11 protein-coding genes are annotated in these 17405 nt (G+C 71.4%); 7 read left to right on the top strand and 4 right to left on the bottom strand.

Translation table 11 applies throughout. The annotated features are described in order from the left end of the window. The first annotated feature begins 70 nt into the window (after positions 1 to 70). Both ACFQ7C_RS12295 and ACFQ7C_RS12300 read left to right on the top strand, forming a co-directional pair. Complete coding sequence (locus tag ACFQ7C_RS12295) at positions 71 to 2629, top strand: DEAD/DEAH box helicase (protein ID WP_378901185.1); 2559 nt, start codon at positions 71 to 73, stop codon at positions 2627 to 2629. 246 nt (positions 2630 to 2875) lie between these two features. After that, positions 2876 to 4312 carry a hypothetical protein gene (locus ACFQ7C_RS12300; RefSeq protein ID WP_378901188.1) on the top strand — a complete coding sequence of 479 codons (1437 nt, stop codon included), beginning with the start codon at positions 2876 to 2878 and terminating at the stop codon, positions 4310 to 4312. 181 nt (positions 4313 to 4493) lie between these two features. Here the strand turns inward: ACFQ7C_RS12300 and ACFQ7C_RS12305 are convergent, their stop codons facing one another. Next, the gene (locus tag ACFQ7C_RS12305; RefSeq protein WP_378901190.1) at positions 4494 to 5405 is read right to left on the bottom strand and encodes an SDR family oxidoreductase; all 912 of its coding nucleotides are present in this window, start codon (positions 5403 to 5405) and stop codon (positions 4494 to 4496) included. Between the two features lie 120 nt (positions 5406 to 5525). On the opposite strand from ACFQ7C_RS12305, the gene ACFQ7C_RS12310 reads away from it, so the two are divergent. Together ACFQ7C_RS12310 and recQ are read left to right on the top strand one after the other, a co-directional pair. Next, positions 5526 to 6062, top strand: coding sequence for a DUF1697 domain-containing protein (locus tag ACFQ7C_RS12310; protein ID WP_378901193.1), 537 nt, complete (start codon positions 5526 to 5528; stop codon positions 6060 to 6062). Positions 6063 to 6279: 217 nt separating this feature from the next. Beyond that, complete coding sequence (gene recQ / locus ACFQ7C_RS12315; protein WP_378901196.1) at positions 6280 to 8268, top strand: DNA helicase RecQ; 1989 nt, start codon at positions 6280 to 6282, stop codon at positions 8266 to 8268. Positions 8269 to 8416: 148 nt separating this feature from the next. On the opposite strand, the gene ACFQ7C_RS12320 is transcribed toward recQ, so the two are convergent. Further along, a complete protein-coding gene (locus ACFQ7C_RS12320) occupies positions 8417 to 9691 on the bottom strand; it encodes a TetR/AcrR family transcriptional regulator (RefSeq protein ID WP_378901199.1) in 1275 nt (424 codons plus the stop codon). Positions 9692 to 9849: 158 nt separating this feature from the next. Between ACFQ7C_RS12320 and ACFQ7C_RS12325 the strand changes: the two genes are divergently transcribed. Together ACFQ7C_RS12325 and ACFQ7C_RS12330 are read left to right on the top strand one after the other, a co-directional pair. Next, on the top strand, positions 9850 to 11151 hold the full coding sequence (locus ACFQ7C_RS12325; protein ID WP_378901202.1) for an MFS transporter: 1302 nt from the start codon (positions 9850 to 9852) through the stop codon (positions 11149 to 11151). Further along, a complete protein-coding gene (locus ACFQ7C_RS12330; RefSeq protein ID WP_378901205.1) occupies positions 11151 to 12947 on the top strand; it encodes a glycoside hydrolase family 3 protein in 1797 nt (598 codons plus the stop codon). The genes ACFQ7C_RS12325 and ACFQ7C_RS12330 overlap by 1 nt, the downstream gene beginning before the upstream one ends. Positions 12948 to 13095: 148 nt before the next feature. Here the strand turns inward: ACFQ7C_RS12330 and ACFQ7C_RS12335 are convergent, their stop codons facing one another. Together ACFQ7C_RS12335 and ACFQ7C_RS12340 are read right to left on the bottom strand one after the other, a co-directional pair. Then, on the bottom strand, positions 13096 to 13989 hold the full coding sequence (locus ACFQ7C_RS12335; RefSeq protein WP_378901207.1) for a universal stress protein: 894 nt from the start codon (positions 13987 to 13989) through the stop codon (positions 13096 to 13098). After that, positions 13986 to 15464 (bottom strand): APC family permease, encoded by a 1479-nt coding sequence (locus ACFQ7C_RS12340; RefSeq protein WP_378901209.1) that lies wholly within the window; start codon positions 15462 to 15464, stop codon positions 13986 to 13988. The genes ACFQ7C_RS12335 and ACFQ7C_RS12340 overlap by 4 nt, the downstream gene beginning before the upstream one ends. Positions 15465 to 15689: 225 nt before the next feature. Between ACFQ7C_RS12340 and ACFQ7C_RS12345 the strand changes: the two genes are divergently transcribed. After that, positions 15690 to 17387 carry a formate--tetrahydrofolate ligase gene (locus ACFQ7C_RS12345; protein WP_378901212.1) on the top strand — a complete coding sequence of 566 codons (1698 nt, stop codon included), beginning with the start codon at positions 15690 to 15692 and terminating at the stop codon, positions 17385 to 17387. Positions 17388 to 17405 lie beyond the last annotated feature (18 nt).

Raw genomic sequence — 17405 nt, forward strand, 5'->3', positions numbered from 1 at the left:
TCGCGTAGCGCCGCCTGCGTCGGCACTTCGCGGCGGGGGAGCGGATGCTGCGACCTGGCAGACTCGGACGGTGACGCTTCTCGAGACCATCGCGACCGCGGCCGAGGCCTCGGGGGCGCCCACGGGGGCGCCCGACGCGGATGCGCTGTACGACGCGTTCGTCGAGTGGGCGGGCGATCAGGGCTTCGCGCTGTATCCCGCGCAGGACGAGGCGGTCATCGAGATCGTGTCGGGCTCGCACGTGATCCTGTCGACGCCGACGGGCACGGGCAAGTCGCTGGTCGCGGTCGCGGCCCACGCGGCGGCCATCGCCCGCGGTGGTCGCACGTACTACACCGCGCCGATCAAGGCGCTCGTGAGCGAGAAGTTCTTCGCGCTCGTCGACATCTTCGGCGCCGCGAACGTCGGCATGGTGACGGGCGACTCGTCGGTGAACCCGGATGCCCCGATCGTGTGCTGCACCGCGGAGATCCTGGCGAACCTGGCTCTGCGCCAGGGCCCCGACGCCGCGGTCGACCAGGTCGTGATGGACGAGTTCCACTACTACGGCGACCCGGATCGCGGGTGGGCGTGGCAGGTGCCGCTGCTGCTCCTGCCGCGCGCGCAGTTCGTGCTGATGTCGGCGACGCTCGGCGACGTCACCACCATCGCCGAAGACCTCGAGCGCCGCACCGGCCGCACGGTCTCGCGCATCACGGGCGTCGAGCGGCCGGTCCCCCTGCACTTCTCGTACGCGCGCACGCCCGTGCACGAGACCGTCGAGGAGCTGCTGCAGACCGGCGAGGCGCCGGTGTACATCGTGCACTTCTCGCAGGCGGCCGCGATGGAGCGGGCGCAGGCGCTGTCGTCGATCCGGATCGTGAGTCGTGAGCAGCGGGATGCGATCGCCGAGGCGATCGGCGGCTTCCGCTTCACGACGGCGTTCGGCCGCACGCTGTCGCGGTACGTGCGCGCGGGCATCGGCGTGCACCACGCCGGCATGCTGCCCCGCTACCGGCGGCTGGTCGAGACGCTCGCGCAGCGCGGGCTGCTGCGGGTCATCTGCGGCACCGACACCCTGGGCGTCGGCATCAACGTGCCGATCCGCACCGTGCTCATCACGGCGCTGTCGAAGTTCGACGGCACGAAGATGCGGCAGCTCACGGCGCGAGAGTTCCATCAGGTCGCCGGTCGCGCCGGACGCGCGGGCTTCGACACCGCGGGGACCGTCGTCGTGATGGCGCCGGAGTGGGAGATCGAGAACGAGGCCGCCTTGCGGAAGGCCGGCGACGATCCCGCCAAGCGCAAGAAGATCGTGCGCAAGAAGGCGCCGACGGGGGTCGTCAACTGGGGTCTCGGATCGTTCGAGCGCCTCGTCGAAGCGGAGCCCGAGCCCCTCGTGCCCCAGTTGCAGCTCACCGCTGCGATGCTCATCAACGTCATCGCGCGCGGCGGCGACGTGTTCTCCAACGTGCGGTCGCTGGTGTTCGACAACCACGAGCCGCGGGCCCGGCGCTACGAGCTCGCGCGACGCGCGATCGCGATCTTCCGCACCCTGCTGGCGGCCGACGTCGTCGAGATCGACCGCACGTCGGACGGGACGGATGACTCGGTGCCCAGCATCCGTCTCACCGTCGATCTGCAGCCGAACTTCGCGCTCAACCAGCCGCTCTCGCCGTTCGCGCTCGCCGCGATCGAGCTGCTCGACCCGGACGACACGGCGGGCGCCGCGGGGACCGGGCACTACGCGCTCGACGTCGTGAGCGTGATCGAGGCGACGCTCGACGACCCTCGGCCGATCCTGTCGCAACAGGAGTTCAAGGCGCGCGGCGAGGCCGTCGCGGCCATGAAGGCCGACGGCATCGAGTACGACGAGCGCATGGCGCTGCTGGAGGAGGTCACGTACCCGAAGCCGCTCGAGGAGCTCCTCGAGCAGTCGTACGAGGTCTTCGCGTCGAGCCAGCCGTGGATCCGCGACTTCGAGCTGTCGCCGAAGTCGGTCGTGCGCGACATGTTCGAGCGCGCGCTGTCGTTCTCGGAGCTCATCTCGCTGTACCAGCTCGCGCGCAGCGAGGGCCTCGTGCTGCGCTACCTCTCCGACGCGTACCGGGCGGTCCGCCAGACCGTGCCCGCCGAGGCGCAGACCGACGACCTGCACGACCTGGTCGCGTGGCTCGGCGAGGTCGTGCGGCAGGTCGACTCGAGCCTCGTCGACGAATGGGAGGCGCTCGTCAACCCGGTCGACGACCCGTCGGCGCCGGTGGTGCCGCCCGCCCCGCCGTCGGTGCTGACGAACCGGCGCGCGTTCGGCGTGCTGGTGCGCAACGAGCTGTTCCGGCGCGTGCAGCTGGCCGCGCTGCAGCGCGACGAAGAGCTCGTCGAACTCGACCCCGACGTCGACTGGCCGGCCGCCCTCGACGCCTACTTCGACGACCACGACGAGATCCTGACGGGCGGTGCGGCCCGGTCGCCACGCCTCGTGACCGTGGACGAGACGGATGCTGCGGCGTCGGGGCTCTGGCGCGTCGAGCAGACGATCGACGACCCGGCGGGCGACCACGACTGGCGCATCCGCGGCGTCGTCGACCTCGAGGCCTCGGAGGAGGCCGGCACGGCCGTGGTGCGGGTGACCGAGGTCGTGCGCCTGTAGCCGAGCGGCTCGGTTGTGCCCATCGCACAACGAAACTCAGTGTCGGGGCATCTGAAACTGGGTTCCTTCGACCACGACCGTGTGCGACACGCGCGCCGTCCATACACTGCACTCGCGACAGCAGGCCGGACCTCGCCGAAGGAGGCGGAGTCCGACACCCTGCCGCTGTGTCGCCGCGCGGCCGGATCACCGGTCGTCGACGTCCACCCGCGCCTACCCCCCAGGCGCTGAACCGGAGTGCTCTCAATGACGAGAACAGAAACCCACACCCACGGCGTCGGCATGCGTGTCGCCGTCATCGTCCTCAGCGTGGCCCTCGCGGCCATGATCCTGCTCTACTTCGTCACGACGTCGCAGATCGCGAGCGGATCGACGAAGCTCGCAGACGGCGCCGGCCAGGCGCACGAGGGCTCGACCGAGCTCGCCGCGGGCGCGTCCGAGCTCGCGGCGGGCGCCGATGACCTCGCCGCCGGCGCGTCGGATCTCGACGACGGCGCGGCATCCGCCAGTGCGGGCGCCGCGCGCCTCGCGAACGGCGCCTCGTCGGCGGACGCGGGCGCGCAGTCGCTCGCGGCGGGAGCGGCGAGCCTGCAGGCGGGCGCGCAGTCGCTCGCGAGCGGGGTCGGCACGCTCGGGACGGGAACCCGCTCGGCCGCCGCCGGGGCCACGAGCCTCGCGGCCGGGACGAGCCAGGCCGCGGACGGCGCGGCGAGGCTCGCGGCGGGTGCCCAGACGCTCGCAGCCGGCGTCGGTGCGGCGCACAAGATCTCGGGCGACCTGCTGGCGGGAGCGACGGAGATGCGTGACAAGATCGCCCCCAAGGTCACCGACGAGGTGCGGGCACTGGCAGCGGGCCAGGCGCAGATCCAGGGGGCTGCGGCAGGCGCCCCGGTGAACTCTCAGAAGCTCGCGGACGCGCTCGCGGCGCTCACGGCGGCGAACGCCACCGACGCCCAGCTGACGCAGCTCAGCATTCTCGCGAGTGGGCTCGACGCGCAGGTGGACGGCATCGCGAAGGCCGCAGGGGCGGCTCCGCTGCTGGCGGCCGGCGTCATCGACGCGTCCGGCGGCGCGCAGCGGCTCGCCGGTGGCCTGAACGCGCTCGTCAACGGCGACCAGGCGAAGGGCTGGCCGGGAACCGCGGGGCTCGCCGACCCCGCGAAGGGGGCACCCTTCCTCGCCGCGAGCGCCCAGTCTCTGAGCGCCGGCACGACGCAGGTGCGGGATGGCGCGGCCTCGCTCGCGGCCGGCACCCAGTCCCTCGTGAGCGGTGTCGCGAGGCTCAGCGTCGGGTCGCAGAACCTCAGCGGTGGAGCCATGTCGCTCTCGGAGGGCGCCGCCACGCTCGCGGCCGGGACGGACGCGCTCTCGTCCGGTGCGGCGGACCTGTCGACGGGCGCGACCGCTCTCTCCGACGGGGCAGGCACGCTGGCCGCGGGTTCGCAGCAGCTCGCGGACGGCAGCGACACGCTCGCCGCGGGCGCGACGGCGCTCGCCGACGGCAGCGGTCAGGTCGCCGACGGCTCCGACACGCTGGCGGCCGCGACCGCGGCGACGACTCCGAACGTCCTGCCCTGGATGCTGGGGCTCGCGCTCGCCGGACTCATCGCGCTCGGGTTCTGGATCGGCCATCGCGTGAACCACCGCGCCCGGTCCGCCGGCGCCGAGGCCGCGCTGGCCTGAGCAGGACGGACGGTGTGAGACGGGAGACGGATGCCGCTGCATCCGTCTCCCGTCCCGCCCGAGTTCGCCCGTGCTACGACTCCGCCTGGCCCGGCCGGTCGGCGCCGCCGGGTGGCGGAAGTGCTGGGGCGACGGTGGTCGCACGGGCCGACGAGGCGGAGTTGTGGCACCGCGAGGGCGCTCAGCCGAGTCCGAGCCCGCCGTCGGTCGACAGCACCTGGCCCACCACCCACGCGCCGTCGGGGGTCGCGAGCCAGCCGATGAGCCGCGCCGGATCGGCGGGCTCGCCGTAGCGGCCGAACGGGGTCGACCGCATCCATGCCTCGACCTCGTCGAGGGGCCGGTCGGTCGTCTCGGGGTCGAGGTAGCCGGTGTTGACGGGGCCCGGATCGATCGTGTTGAGGACGATGCCGAGGTCGAGCAGCTCGGCCGCCACCGTCTTCGTGACGCCCGCGAGCGCCGCCTTGCTGGCGGCGTACGCGACCTCGCCGCGCATCGGCCCATGGATCTGCCCGCTCGTCATCCAGAACACGCGTCCGGTCGGCTCGGCGAACGGACCCCGCCGCTCGACGCGCTCCCCGGGGCGTGCCCCGGGTTCGAGGGCACCCGCGTGCCCTGCCGCGAACTCCCGCGTCAGCAGGAGCGTCGAGCGGGTGTTGGTCTGCCAGAACGCGTCGAGCCGCTCGGCCGTCATGTCGAGGATCGACCCGTCGTCGCCCGACTGCGCGTGGTTGCACACCAGGATGTCGAGCCGCCCGGTCAGCGCCCGTGCGGCCTCGATGACGAGGGGGACGGATGCCGCGTCCCGCAGGTCCGCGCCGATGTCGCCGAGCTGCGCGCTCGGGGCGAGCTCCGCGCGCACACCGTCGCGCACGGCATCGAGGTCGTCGCCGCCCCACGGCAGGTGCGTGTCGTGCGGGCGGTAGTGGTGGAGGAAGACGTCGGCGCCGAGGCGCGCGAACTGCGTGGCGATGGCGAAGCCGATGCCCCGCCGGCGTGAGACGCCGGTGACGAGGGCGGTCCGGCCCGCGAGCGGAAGGGACGACGAGGACGGGAACATGCGATGCCTTTCGAGGACGCTGCGGCGCAGCATCCGTGATTCTGTCCGCGGGGACCGCGGCGGAGAGGGTGGTGACGGAGACGGGTCACAGGCATTGCATGACGGCGACGCTACCGCATGCGGCGGGGAGGAGGCATCCGGGATGATGGCGTCATGCCGACCTACGTGGCGTTCCTCCGGGCGATCAACCTCGGCGCGAACCGGAAGTTCCCGAAGGCCGATATCGTGCGCGTGGTCGAGGGCGTCGGATTCACGGGCGTCGCGACCCACATCAACACGGGCAACGTGCGCTTCACGACGCCGCTGCGCTCGCGGGCGAAGATCGAGAAGGCTCTCGAGGACGCGTTCGCCGAGGACCGCGGGTTCGATGTGCCGACGATCGTGTTCACGACCGCCGAGCTGAAGGCGATCGCCGCCGAGGCGGCGGCTCTGAGTGAGAAGCACCCGGGGCTCGAGCGCCACTACGTCTACCTGCTCAAGGACGCGCCCTCGCAGGCCGTCGCCGAGCGCGTCGCGGGCACGGCGACGGAGGCCGGCCGGATGGTCGTCCGCGGACGCGCGGCGCACGCGCTGCTCGGGCCGGGGTACCAGGCCGGCAACGTCGATCCGCTCAACGCCGCGAAGCTGCTCGGAATCGCGACGAACCGCAACCTCAACGTCATCGTGACCATCGCCGACAAGTGGTGCTGAGCTCTCGGCGTCGTGGTCTCACCCGCTCTCAGTTGAGGACCAGGACTCGAGCGCGGACCTGGCCACGGCGTGCCCGCTCCTCCTCTCGGCCCTGATCCTCAGTCGAGGATGCCGGGAGGCTCCTCCACAGAAGCCGGGGAGGTCGGTTCGCCGCAGGTTGTGCCAGGCGCCGGTGGACCGGGGGAGGGCGTCGGATGTCGCGGCTACCCTGGGACGGGTGACGATCCCCCAGGGCGACCCGTACGCCGACCTCGCGTGGGAGCCCGAGCTCGCGCCCCCGCCCGACGACTCGTGGGCCCCTCCGGAGGACGGCTGGATGCCGCCGCCCGATCCTCATGCGGGCGGCTCGACGTCGATCGACCCGTTCGCGGGTGCCGGTCCGCGTCGCGACTTCACCGGCGCCGACGCGGTCACGGTGCTGCGCGAGGTCTACGGCTACGACGCCCTCCGCGGGGAACAGGGCGCGATCGTCGAGCACGTCATCGCGGGCGGTGACGCCGTCGTGCTGATGCCCACCGGCGGCGGCAAGAGCGTCTGCTACCAGGTGCCCGCGCTCGTGCGCCCGGGCACAGGCCTCGTCGTGAGTCCTCTCATCGCCCTCATGCACGACCAGGTGGACGCGCTCGTCGCCAACGGCGTGCGGGCCGCGTACCTCAACTCCACCCAGGCGCCGCCCGAGCGCGCGGCCGTCGAGCGCGCGTACCTCGCCGGCGAGCTCGACCTCCTCTACGTCGCCCCCGAGCGGCTCAACACCGAGGCGACGCTGCGGTTCCTCGCGCGCGGAGCGCTCAGCGTCATCGCGATCGACGAGGCGCACTGCGTGTCGCAGTGGGGCCACGACTTCCGGCCCGACTACCTCGCGCTGGGAGCCCTCGCCGAGCGCTTCCCCGGGGTGCCGCGCCTGGCGCTCACCGCGACGGCGACGCCCGCGACCCATCGCGAGATGACGGAGCGGCTGCAGCTGCCTCAGGCCCGCCACTTCGTGTCGAGCTTCGACAGGCCCAACATCCAGTACCGCATCGAGGCCAAGTCCGACCCGCGGCGCCAGCTCGTGGCGTTCATCCGCTCGCAGGGGTCCGGTGCGGCGGGAATCGTCTACGCGCTGAGTCGCAAATCGGTGGAGCAGACGGCCGAGTTCCTCTCCGCGCAGGGCGTCGACGCCCTCCCGTATCACGCGGGCCTCCCCGCCGAGACGCGTGCCGCGAACCAGTCCCGGTTCCTCCGCGAAGACGGGGTCGTCATGGTCGCGACGATCGCGTTCGGCATGGGCATCGACAAGCCCGACGTGCGCTTCGTCGCCCACATCGATCTGCCGAAGTCCGTCGAGGGGTACTACCAGGAGACCGGTCGCGCGGGCCGCGACGGCGAGGCATCGGTCGCGTGGATGGCGTACGGCCTCGGCGACGTGGTGCAGCAGCGCCGCATGATCGACCAGTCGCCCGGCGACCGTGCGTTCAAGACCCGGCTGGGCCAGCACCTCGACGCCATGCTGGGTCTGTGCGAGACGGTCGGATGCCGCCGCCAGAACCTGCTCGCCTACTTCGGCGAGGCCTCCGCCCCGTGCGGCAACTGCGACACCTGCCTCGAGGCGCCCGATACGTGGGACGGACTCGTGCCGGCGCAGAAGCTGCTGTCGACGATCGTGCGTCTGCAGCGTGAGCGCGGCCAGGCGTTCGGCGCGGGTCACCTCGTCGACATCCTGCGCGGAGCCTCCACCGACCGCATCCGCCAGCAGGGCCACGACCAGCTCTCGACCTACGGGCTCGGCACCGACCTCAGCGACCAGGACTGGCGCAGCGTGATCCGGCAGCTGCTGGCCCGCGGCATCCTGGTCGCCCGCGGAGAGTACGGCACGCTCGCACTCGGCGAGTCCGCGGCAGGTGTGCTGCGGGGCGAGACCCCGGTGCCGCTGCGCCGCGACGTGATGGGCCGATCGGGCGGCGTCGCGCGCGTGCGCAAGACCACCGCACCCGAGACCCTCGACCCCGCGAACGCCGGCCTCTTCGAGGCACTCCGCGCCTGGCGCGCCGGCGTCGCGAAGGAGCTCGGCGTGCCCGCCTACATCGTGTTCGGCGACGCGACGCTGCGCGCCCTCGCCGAGCGCCGCCCCGAGAGCCTCGCAGACCTCGACGGCGTCTCGGGCATCGGCGCCAAGAAGCGCGAGGCCTACGGCGAGGCCGTGCTCGCGGTGGTCGCCGCCGCCTGAGCGCGCTCGCGATCGCCGCCGCCCGACGGGGTCCGTCAGCCGTGAAGCCCGATCACATCGGGTGCTCTCGCCGAGAACACCCGTTCTGCGCGCACACGACGTGTCGCCTCGGTGACAGCACGCGATGTGAACATCGCCGAGGCGGCGCCTACCCCGACCGGGGCAGCACGTCGTCGAGGTGCGCCGCCAGCTGGACGGCCACGTCGACCGAGGAGCGGTCGTAGAGCCACTGGTACTGCAGACCGTCCCAGAGAGCCGTGAGCCACAGCGCCTCGAACTCGGGGTCGCGGTGCGAGGGGAGGTCGCCGTCCTCCTGGGCGGCGCGGAAGAGCGCGGCGAAGTGATCCACCACGCCGCGGAAGCGCTGCGCGAAGTAGGCGTGCGCGGGGTGGTCCGCGGGGACGGCCTCGCACGACAGCACGGCGTAGACCTCGATGAGGCCCGGCGCCGTGGCCGCGTTGACCGTCGCGCCGCGGGGGAGGCCGAGCAGCTCGTCGGCGGCGCGGTCGGCGGGCACATAGTCCATCCGCGACTCGATCTGCTGGTCGCGGTGGCTCAGGACCGCTCTCAGCAGGTCCTCCTTCGAGCCGACGTGGTGCAGCAGCGTCGACTTCGAGACCCCGACGCGCTCGGCGATGTCGCGCAGGCTCGTGTCGCCGTACCCGTCCTCGGCGAAGAGCGCCGTGGCACCGTCGACGATGAGCGCGCGGCGCTCGCGGCCTACGCGATAACCGGAGGGCGCAGCATCCGGCTCCGCGAACGAGGGCATGGGCGGCACCGGCACCGCCGTCGACGCAGGAGGGGGATCGTCCGCGTCGCGCCAGCCGACCGGCAGCATCAGCGACTCCTCGTAGGTCTCGAGCGCCTCGGCGATGTCGACCCGCTCGGGCAGGTACTGGGCCAGCAGCTGCAGGCCGTCCCACGCGGCGGCGATGCGCACGGCCTCGCCGGCCGCGTCGCGGTCGGCCGAGACGGTGTTCTGGGCGATGGCCTCGTCGATGGCGTCGGCCGACAGCTCCCGAAGGCGCGCATACCGGTCGCGCATGATCTCGTGCGCAGGGTGGCGAGGAGTGGATGCCTCGCCCGTGAGCGCGGCGAACAGGGCGAGGTAGCCCGGCACGGTCTCGTTGCGGCGGGCGAGCTCGCTGTAGGCGAGGGTGCCGGGGTCCTCGGCGGCCAGGCGGTCGAGCAGCTCGTACTCGTTGTCGCGCTCGAACAGCTCGACCACCGCGGCGAGCAGCTCGCCCTTGGTGGCGAAGTGACGCAGCAGCCCGGGGTGGCTGATGCCGGCCGCCGCCGCGATGTCTCGCAGCGAGGTGGCGCGATACCCACGGGTCACGAAAGCGTCGTGCGCCGCGGCGACGATCGCCGCACGCGTCTGCTCGGTGCGGGCGGAGCGCGCGGCTGCGGGCGGGGCTGGCATCACCTGAAATCCGCCTCTCCGCGCTCGTCGCGCACCTACTCTATCCTCACCGATTACCACTCGGTCGAATTTCAGTTACCAAACGGTCGAGTTTGATGTAGCCTCGTGCATCGACGCGCTTCATGGATGAGCGGCGTCGCACCCGAGAAAGGACTCCGATGACAGAGCTGTCACCCGCCGCAACGGCTGCCGCGGCCGGCACCACCGGCTTCAAGGCGCCCGGCACGACCCCCGCGAAGACTCCGCGCGGCTACACGCCGGGTCTCGCCGCGGTGAACTTCGGCGTCTACCTGGCGCTGCTCACGCCGGTGCTCGTGTCGATGGCGTTCAAGGTCGAGCACATCTCGGCGGAGGGGACCGCCACCTCGAACCTCGGTCTCATCATGGGCGTCGGCGCGCTGTTCGCGCTCATCGCCAACCCGCTCGCGGGCCGCCTCTCCGACCGCACGACCTCGCGCTTCGGCATGCGCCGCCCGTGGATCCTCGGCGGCACCCTCGTCGGCCTCGGCGGGTTCGCGCTCATCGGCGTCGCGCAGTCGGTGTGGGTCGTCCTCATCGCGTGGTGCCTCGTGCAGACGGCGATGAACGCCGTCCTCGCCGCGGCCAACGCCACGCTCCCCGACCAGGTCCCCGTGAGCGGCCGCGGCAAGGTGTCGGGCATCGTCGGGCTCACCACGCCCCTCGGAATCCTCGCCGGCTCGTTCCTCGTCAACTTCCTGTCGGACGACTTCGCCCGCTTCGTCGTGCCGGCCGCCATCGCCACCGTGCTCGCGGTGCTGTTCGTCCTCGTGCTGAAGGACCGCCGCCTCGACCACAAGCCCGCCCAGAGGTTCACGATCGGCCAGTTCTTCGGCTCGTTCGTCTTCAACCCGGCCAAGCACCCGGACTTCGGCTGGACCTGGCTCACCAAGTTCCTCGTGATGTTCGGCTACGCGGGCATCGCGACGTTCCTGCCCTTCTACCTCACCGAGAAGTTCGGCCTCGACGAGCAGTCCGCGATCACCACCATCCTCATCGCCAACCTCGCGTCGATGGTCGCGATGGCGATCTCCGGACCTCTCGGCGGTGTGCTCTCCGACAAGATCGGCAAGCGCCGCCCCTTCGTCGCGATCGCCGGCGTCGTCATGGTCGTCGGCCTGGTGACCCTCGCGTTCGCGCCGAGCGTCGCCGTCGTCCTCGTCGCGCAGGCGATCATCGGCTTCGGCGCCGGCTCGTTCATGTCGGTCGACCTGGCCCTCGCGACCGAGGTGCTGCCCGACCCCGACGACACCGCCAAGGACCTGGGCGTGCTCAACATCGCGAACGCGCTGCCGCAGTCGATCGCGCCTGCGATCGCCCCCGGCATCATCGCGTTCGGCGCCACCACCGCACTCGGCGGCTACACCGTGTACTACCTCTTCGGCGCGCTCGTCGCCCTCGCCGGCGCCGTGCTCGTCTACCGCATCAAGGGAGTGAAGTGATGACAGACACCACGACGATCGACACGGATGCTGCGACCCCAGCGCCATCCGCCCGGCCCTGGCTCGACGCGAGCCTGCCCGTCGACGAGCGCGTCGAGCTGCTCCTCGCCGCGATGACGGTGGAGGAGAAGGCGGGACTCTTCTTCCAGACGATGATCGTCATGGGGGAGGGCGGCGAGCTTTCCGAGGGCGACCCCGCCTTCGGCATCCCGTCCAACCGCGAGTACGTGGCCGGCCGCCATATGAACCACTTCAACCTCCTGGGTGTCGCACCCAAGGCCAGTGACATCGCGGCCTGGCACAACAAGCTGCAGGAGCTCGCGGCATCCACTCGCCTCGGCATCCCGGTGTCGATCTCGACCGATCCCCGTCACTCCTTCAGCGACAACCCGGGCGCCGCGATGTTCGCCGGCCCATTCTCGCAGTGGCCGGAGCCGCTCGGCCTCGCGGCGACGCGTGACGCGGAGCTCGTCGAGCGGTTCGGCGACATCGCCCGCCAGGAGTACACGGCCGTCGGCATCCGCGTGGCGCTGCACCCGCAGGTCGACCTCGCGACCGAGTCGCGCTGGGCGCGCCAGCTGCAGACCTTCGGCGAGGACGCCGACCTCGCAGGCGAGCTGGGGGCGGCTTACGTGCGCGGGTTCCAGGGTGAGTCCTTCGGTCCGGGCTCGGTGAGCACCATGACCAAGCACTTCCCCGGCGGCGGCCCGCAGAAGGACGGCGAGGACCCGCACTTCGACTACGGCCGTGAGCAGGTCTACCCCGGCGGGCAGTTCGAGCTGCACCTCGAGCCGTTCGAGGCGATCTTCGCCGCCGGCGGTCGCCAGATCATGCCGTACTACGGCATGCCGGTCGGCACCGAGTACGAGGAGGTCGGCTTCGGCTTCAACAAGGGCGTGCTCACGGGCCTGCTGCGCGAGCGGTTCGGCTTCGATGGCATCGTCTGCACCGACTGGGGCCTGGTGACGGACCAGCCGATCATGGGCACGGACTTCGCCGCCCGCGCCTGGGGCGTCGAGCACCTCACCCCCGCCGAGCGCATGGTGAAGATCCTCGACGCCGGTGCCGACCAGTTCGGCGGGGAGCACGACCCGTCGCTGCTCCTCGGCCTCGTGCGCGACGGTCTCGTGAGTGAGGAGCGCCTCGACGTGTCGGCGCGGCGCCTCTTGCGCGAGAAGTTCGAGCTGGGCCTGTTCGAGAACCCGTACGTCGATGTGGAGGCGGCCGACGCGATCGTCGGCTCGGCGGAGTTCCGCGCCGCAGGCGAGGCCGCACAGCGTGCCTCGATCGCGGTGCTGTCGAACGCCGGTGCACTTCCGCTGCGCCGCAGCCTGAAGCTCTACGTCGAGGGCATCGCACCCGAGGCGGCCGCGCGCTACGGCGAGGTCGTCGAGACGCCGGAAGAAGCGGATGCTGCGATCCTGCGCCTGCAGGCACCGTACGAGCAGCGCGCCTCGATGTTCGAGAACTTCTTCCACGCGGGGTCGCTGGACTTCCCCGAGGACGTCGTCGCCCACGTGCGCTCGGTGGCCGCGGTGGTGCCGACCGTCGTGGACGTGTTCCTCGACCGTCCCGCGATCCTCGGCCCGATCGTCGAGGCCGCGAATGCGGTCACGGCGAACTGGGGGGCGAACCCGGAGGCGCTGCTCGACGTGCTGACGGGCGGTGCGCCCGCCACGGGCAGGCTGCCGTTCGACGTGCCGAGCTCGATGGCGGCTGTCGAGACCTCGCGCCCCGACGTGCCGTTCGACACCGCCGACCCGCTGTTCCGGTTCGGCCACGGCCTCTCACTCTGACGCACTGATCGACGGATGCTGCGCCGCGACCTCGAGGCACAGCATCCGTCGTCGTGTCTCCGCCGCACAGAATCAGAGACGCTGCCCGACATGCGGGCTCGGGATGCGCGATCGGCGCGCCGCGGAAAGCCTCCGATTCTGTGCGGGATTACTCCGCGACGCCGGGCACGACCACGACGGGCACGGGGGCGTTGCGAAGGATCTTCGAGGCGCTGGAGCCCAGGAACACCTGGGCCAGGCGGTGCGTCGACGACGACCCCACGACCATGACATCGCCCTCGGTCCAGCCCACCGAGGACACCGCGGCAGCCCAGTCGCCGGCCGCGGCGATGCCGTACTCGAGCTCGTCATCCGAGAACCCCAGCGTCTTCAGATGCGCCGCCGCCTCCTGCTGTGCGGCGGCGGCCTGCACGGCCCACAGCTCGATGACCTGGGTCTGCGCGTGGCTGATGTCGGTGGTGACGGGACGGCGCGACGGGTTCACGAGGAATGTGACCAGGCGCATCCGTGCCGACGCGATCCGGCTGAACTCCGCCACGCGGTTCAGCAGCGACCAGCTGGCGTCGTCGTCGCGGAAGCCGACGGTCACCCTGGTGACGGGGCTCGTCGTGCGGTAGCTGCGCGGGGCGATCGCCACGGGCAGGGGCGAGGAGTGGACGAGCCGGTCGGTCTTCGAGGTGAGGCGCACCCGCCCGGGCTCCGCCTCCTCGGCCGACCCCACCACGATCATCCGCGCGTCTCGCGCCAGAGCCTGCTCGATGAGGGCCGCCGGAGCGGACCTCCCCGCGACCCACACCGCCTCGGCGGAGATGCCGGGATGATGGGCGAAGTCCGCGAGGGCGAGCTCCGCGCTCAGCCTGCCCTCGCTCGCGGCCCAGTCCTCGTACTCGCGGTCCACGCCCCCCGCGAGCGGCGTGCCCCATCCCTGCGGGACCACCGACACCGCGACCACGGGCTCGGGGTGCGAACGGGCGAACTGGACAGCGAGCTCGATGGCGCTGCGATCGTCGTTGCGCGGTCCGTAGCCGACGAGGTAGGTCACGTCTCCTCCTCGGGATGGATCGGCTCGGCGATCTGCTCCGGCGAGGTGTAGTCGTTGAGGGTCGCGTGCCGGCGTCCGTAGAACCAGTAGTAGAGCAGCACGATCGCGATCCAGCTGCCGAAGATCACCCACGTGACGGCCGCGAGACCCGACAGGATGTAGACGCAGGCGGCGATGGTGAGGATCGGCACCACCGGGTACAGCGGAACCCGGAAGGGGCGCTCGAGGTCGGGCTTCGTGCGTCGCAGCACGATGACGGCGAGTGCGACGACGCTGAACGCGACGAGAGTGCCGATCGAGACGGTGTCCCACAGGTAGTCCGACGGGACGAACCCGGCGATGAGCGCGACGATGGCCGAGACGACGATCGTGTTGTAGATAGGCGTCATCGTCTTGGCGTTGACCTTGAGGAACTTCCGCGGCACGAGCCCATCCCGCGAGATCGAGAACAGGATGCGGGTCTGGCCGTACAGCGTCACCAGCGTCACCGAGAAGATCGAGACGACCGCGCCCGCCGCGAGGATCGTTCCCCAGATCGGGTTGCCGGTGATGTTCTCCAGGATCTGGGCGAGGCCGGCTTCACCGGCCTCCTCGGTCGAGAAGAACTCCACCGGCTCGGCCGCCAGTCCCGCGACGGCGACCAGGATGTACACCGTCGAGACGATGATGAGGGCGCCGATGATCGCGCGGGGGAGCGCCTTCTGCGGATTCCGTACCTCCTCGCCCGCCGTCGCGACAGCGTCGAGGCCGATGAACGAGAAGAAGATCGTCGCCGCGGCGGCACTGATGCCGGCGGCGCCGAAGGCGAAGAAATCCTCGAAGTGGTCGGCGTTGAACGCGGTGAAGCCGAGGACGATGAAGAGCACCAGCACGCCCAGCTTGATGAGGACCATGATCGTGTTGACCGTGGCGGACTCGGCGACGCCGCGGATGAGCAGCAGGCAGCACAGGCCGACGAGCACGACCGCGGGCAGGTTGATGATGCCGCCGGTCGCAGCGCCATCGGATCCGGGGATGAACGACACCGACAGGGCATCCGGCAGCCGGAACCCGAGGGTGTTCTCCAGCAGCTCATTGAAGTAGCCGCTCCAGCCGACGGCGACCGCCGAGACGGCGACACCGTACTCCAGCAGCACGCAGCCGGCGATGATCACCGCCCAGATCTCGCCCAGAGCGTGGTAAGTGTACGAGTACGTCGAGCCGCTCACGGGGATCGCCGAGGCGAGCTCGGCGTAGCACAGCGCCGAGAGCCCGGCGCAGATCGCGGCGACGATGAACGAGATGATCACCGCAGGCCCCGCCTCGGGGATCGACTCGCTCAGGACGAAGAAGATACCGGTGCCGACGGTCGCGCCGACGCCGAACATCATCAGCTGGAAGGTCCCGATGTTCCGGGCGAGCTCCTCGCCCTTGTGGTGCTTCTGCTGGATGACGATGGGCTTGCGTCGAAAGAGCTGCTCGCCGAGTGCGGCCATGTCGGACTCCCCACGGGTGGCCGGGCCACGGCGCCCGGGTGCCCCCCAGTCTCGTGGGGGAGTGGCATCCGGTACAGGCCCCATCCTCATGGTGATGTCTGAGATCACAGACGGTGCCGGAAGATGCAGGCGGCGTCGTGCCTCTCGGTGCGCGTCCGCGACGCGTGAGCCCCGCCCGCATAGGCTGACAGAGGCGGGCGACGAGGCCCGCGACCAGGAGCGAGCGTGGCCACGAGCAACATCGAGATCGCACAGCAGGCCGAACTCTGGCCGATCACCCGGATCGCCGAGGCGCTCGGCATCCCCGACGACGAGCTCGAGCCGTACGGCCGGTTCAAGGCGAAGGTGTCGCTCCGGCACCTGCGCACCCTGCGTGACAGGCCGCGCGGGCGGCTCGTGCTGATGACCGCGGTCTCGCCGACGCCCGCGGGCGAGGGCAAGACGACGACCACCGTCGGCCTCGGCGACGGGCTCAGCCGCATCGGCGAGCGGGCCATGATCTGCCTGCGCGAGCCGGCGCTCGGCCCGGTGTTCGGCATGAAGGGCGGCGCCGCCGGCGGCGGGTACGCGCAGGTCGTCCCTATGGAGGACATCAACCTCCACTTCACCGGCGACTTCTCGGCGATCGCGATCGCGACGAACCTTCTCGCCGCGCTCATCGACAACCACGTGCACCACGGCAACGCGCTCGGCATCGACGTTCGCCGTGTGACCTGGCGTCGCGTGCTCGACGTCAACGACCGGGCTCTGCGCGACGCGGTCGTCGGGCTCGGCGGTCCATCGAACGGCTACCCGAGGGAGGACGGCTTCGACATCGTCGTCGCGAGCGAGGTGATGGCGATCTTCTGCCTCGCGACCGACCTCGCCGACCTCAAGGAGCGCCTCGGCGAGATCGTCGTCGCCTACACCCGCGACCGCACGCCCATCCGCGCCCGCGACCTGCAGGCGCACGGTGCGATGGCCGCGATCCTGCGCGACGCGCTCGCCCCGAACCTCGTGCAGACCCTCGAGCACACCCCCGCCTTCGTGCACGGCGGGCCGTTCGCGAACATCGCGCACGGCTGCAACTCCTACCTCGCGACCGACTCGGCGCTGCGGATGGCCGACTACGTCGTCACCGAGGCCGGCTTCGGGGCCGACCTCGGGGCCGAGAAGTTCGTCGATATCCTGTGCCGGACCACCGGCCTGCGCCCCGACGTCGCCGTGGTCGTGGCCACGGTGCGCGCCATGAAGTACCACGGGGGAGTGGAGGTCGCCGACCTCCCTCAGGAGAACGTCGCCGCGCTCGAACGCGGCACCGTCAATCTCGTGCGCCATCTGAAGAACCTGCGCGAGATCTGGGGCATCCCGGCGGTGGTCGCGATCAACCATCGCGCGGAGGACACGGATGCCGAGACCGCGGCGCTCGTCGCTGCTGCCGAGGCCGTCGGAGTCACGGCCGTCGTCGCGAAGCACTTCGCAGACGGCGGCGCCGGTGCCGAGGAGCTCGCGCGCGCGGTCGTGCGGCTCTGCGATGAGCACGCCGCGGAGCCGGAGGACGAAGCATCCGCTCTCCGGTTCACCTACCCGGACGACGCGACGCTGTGGCACAAGATGAATGCGATCGCGACGCGCGTCTACGGGGCGACGGAGATCACCGCGTCGACCGCCGTCCGCGCCCAGATCAAGCGGCTCCAGGACGAGGGCTACGGCGGCTACCCGGTGTGCGTCGCGAAGACGCAGTACTCGTTCTCGACCGACCCGAAGCTGCGTGGGGCGCCGCGGCACCATGCCGTCGACATCCGGGAGGTGCGCCTCGCGGCCGGGGCGCGCTTCGTCGTGATGATCTGCGGCGACATCATGACGATGCCGGGGCTGCCCGCGGTGCCCGCCGCGAACGCGATCGACGTCGACGACGACGGGCGCATCGTCGGCCTCTTCTGAGACGGATGCTGCCGCCCG

Origin of the sequence: Microbacterium sp. NPDC056569 (assembly GCF_042793475.1) — a bacterium.
GTDB lineage: Bacteria > Actinomycetota > Actinomycetes > Actinomycetales > Microbacteriaceae > Microbacterium.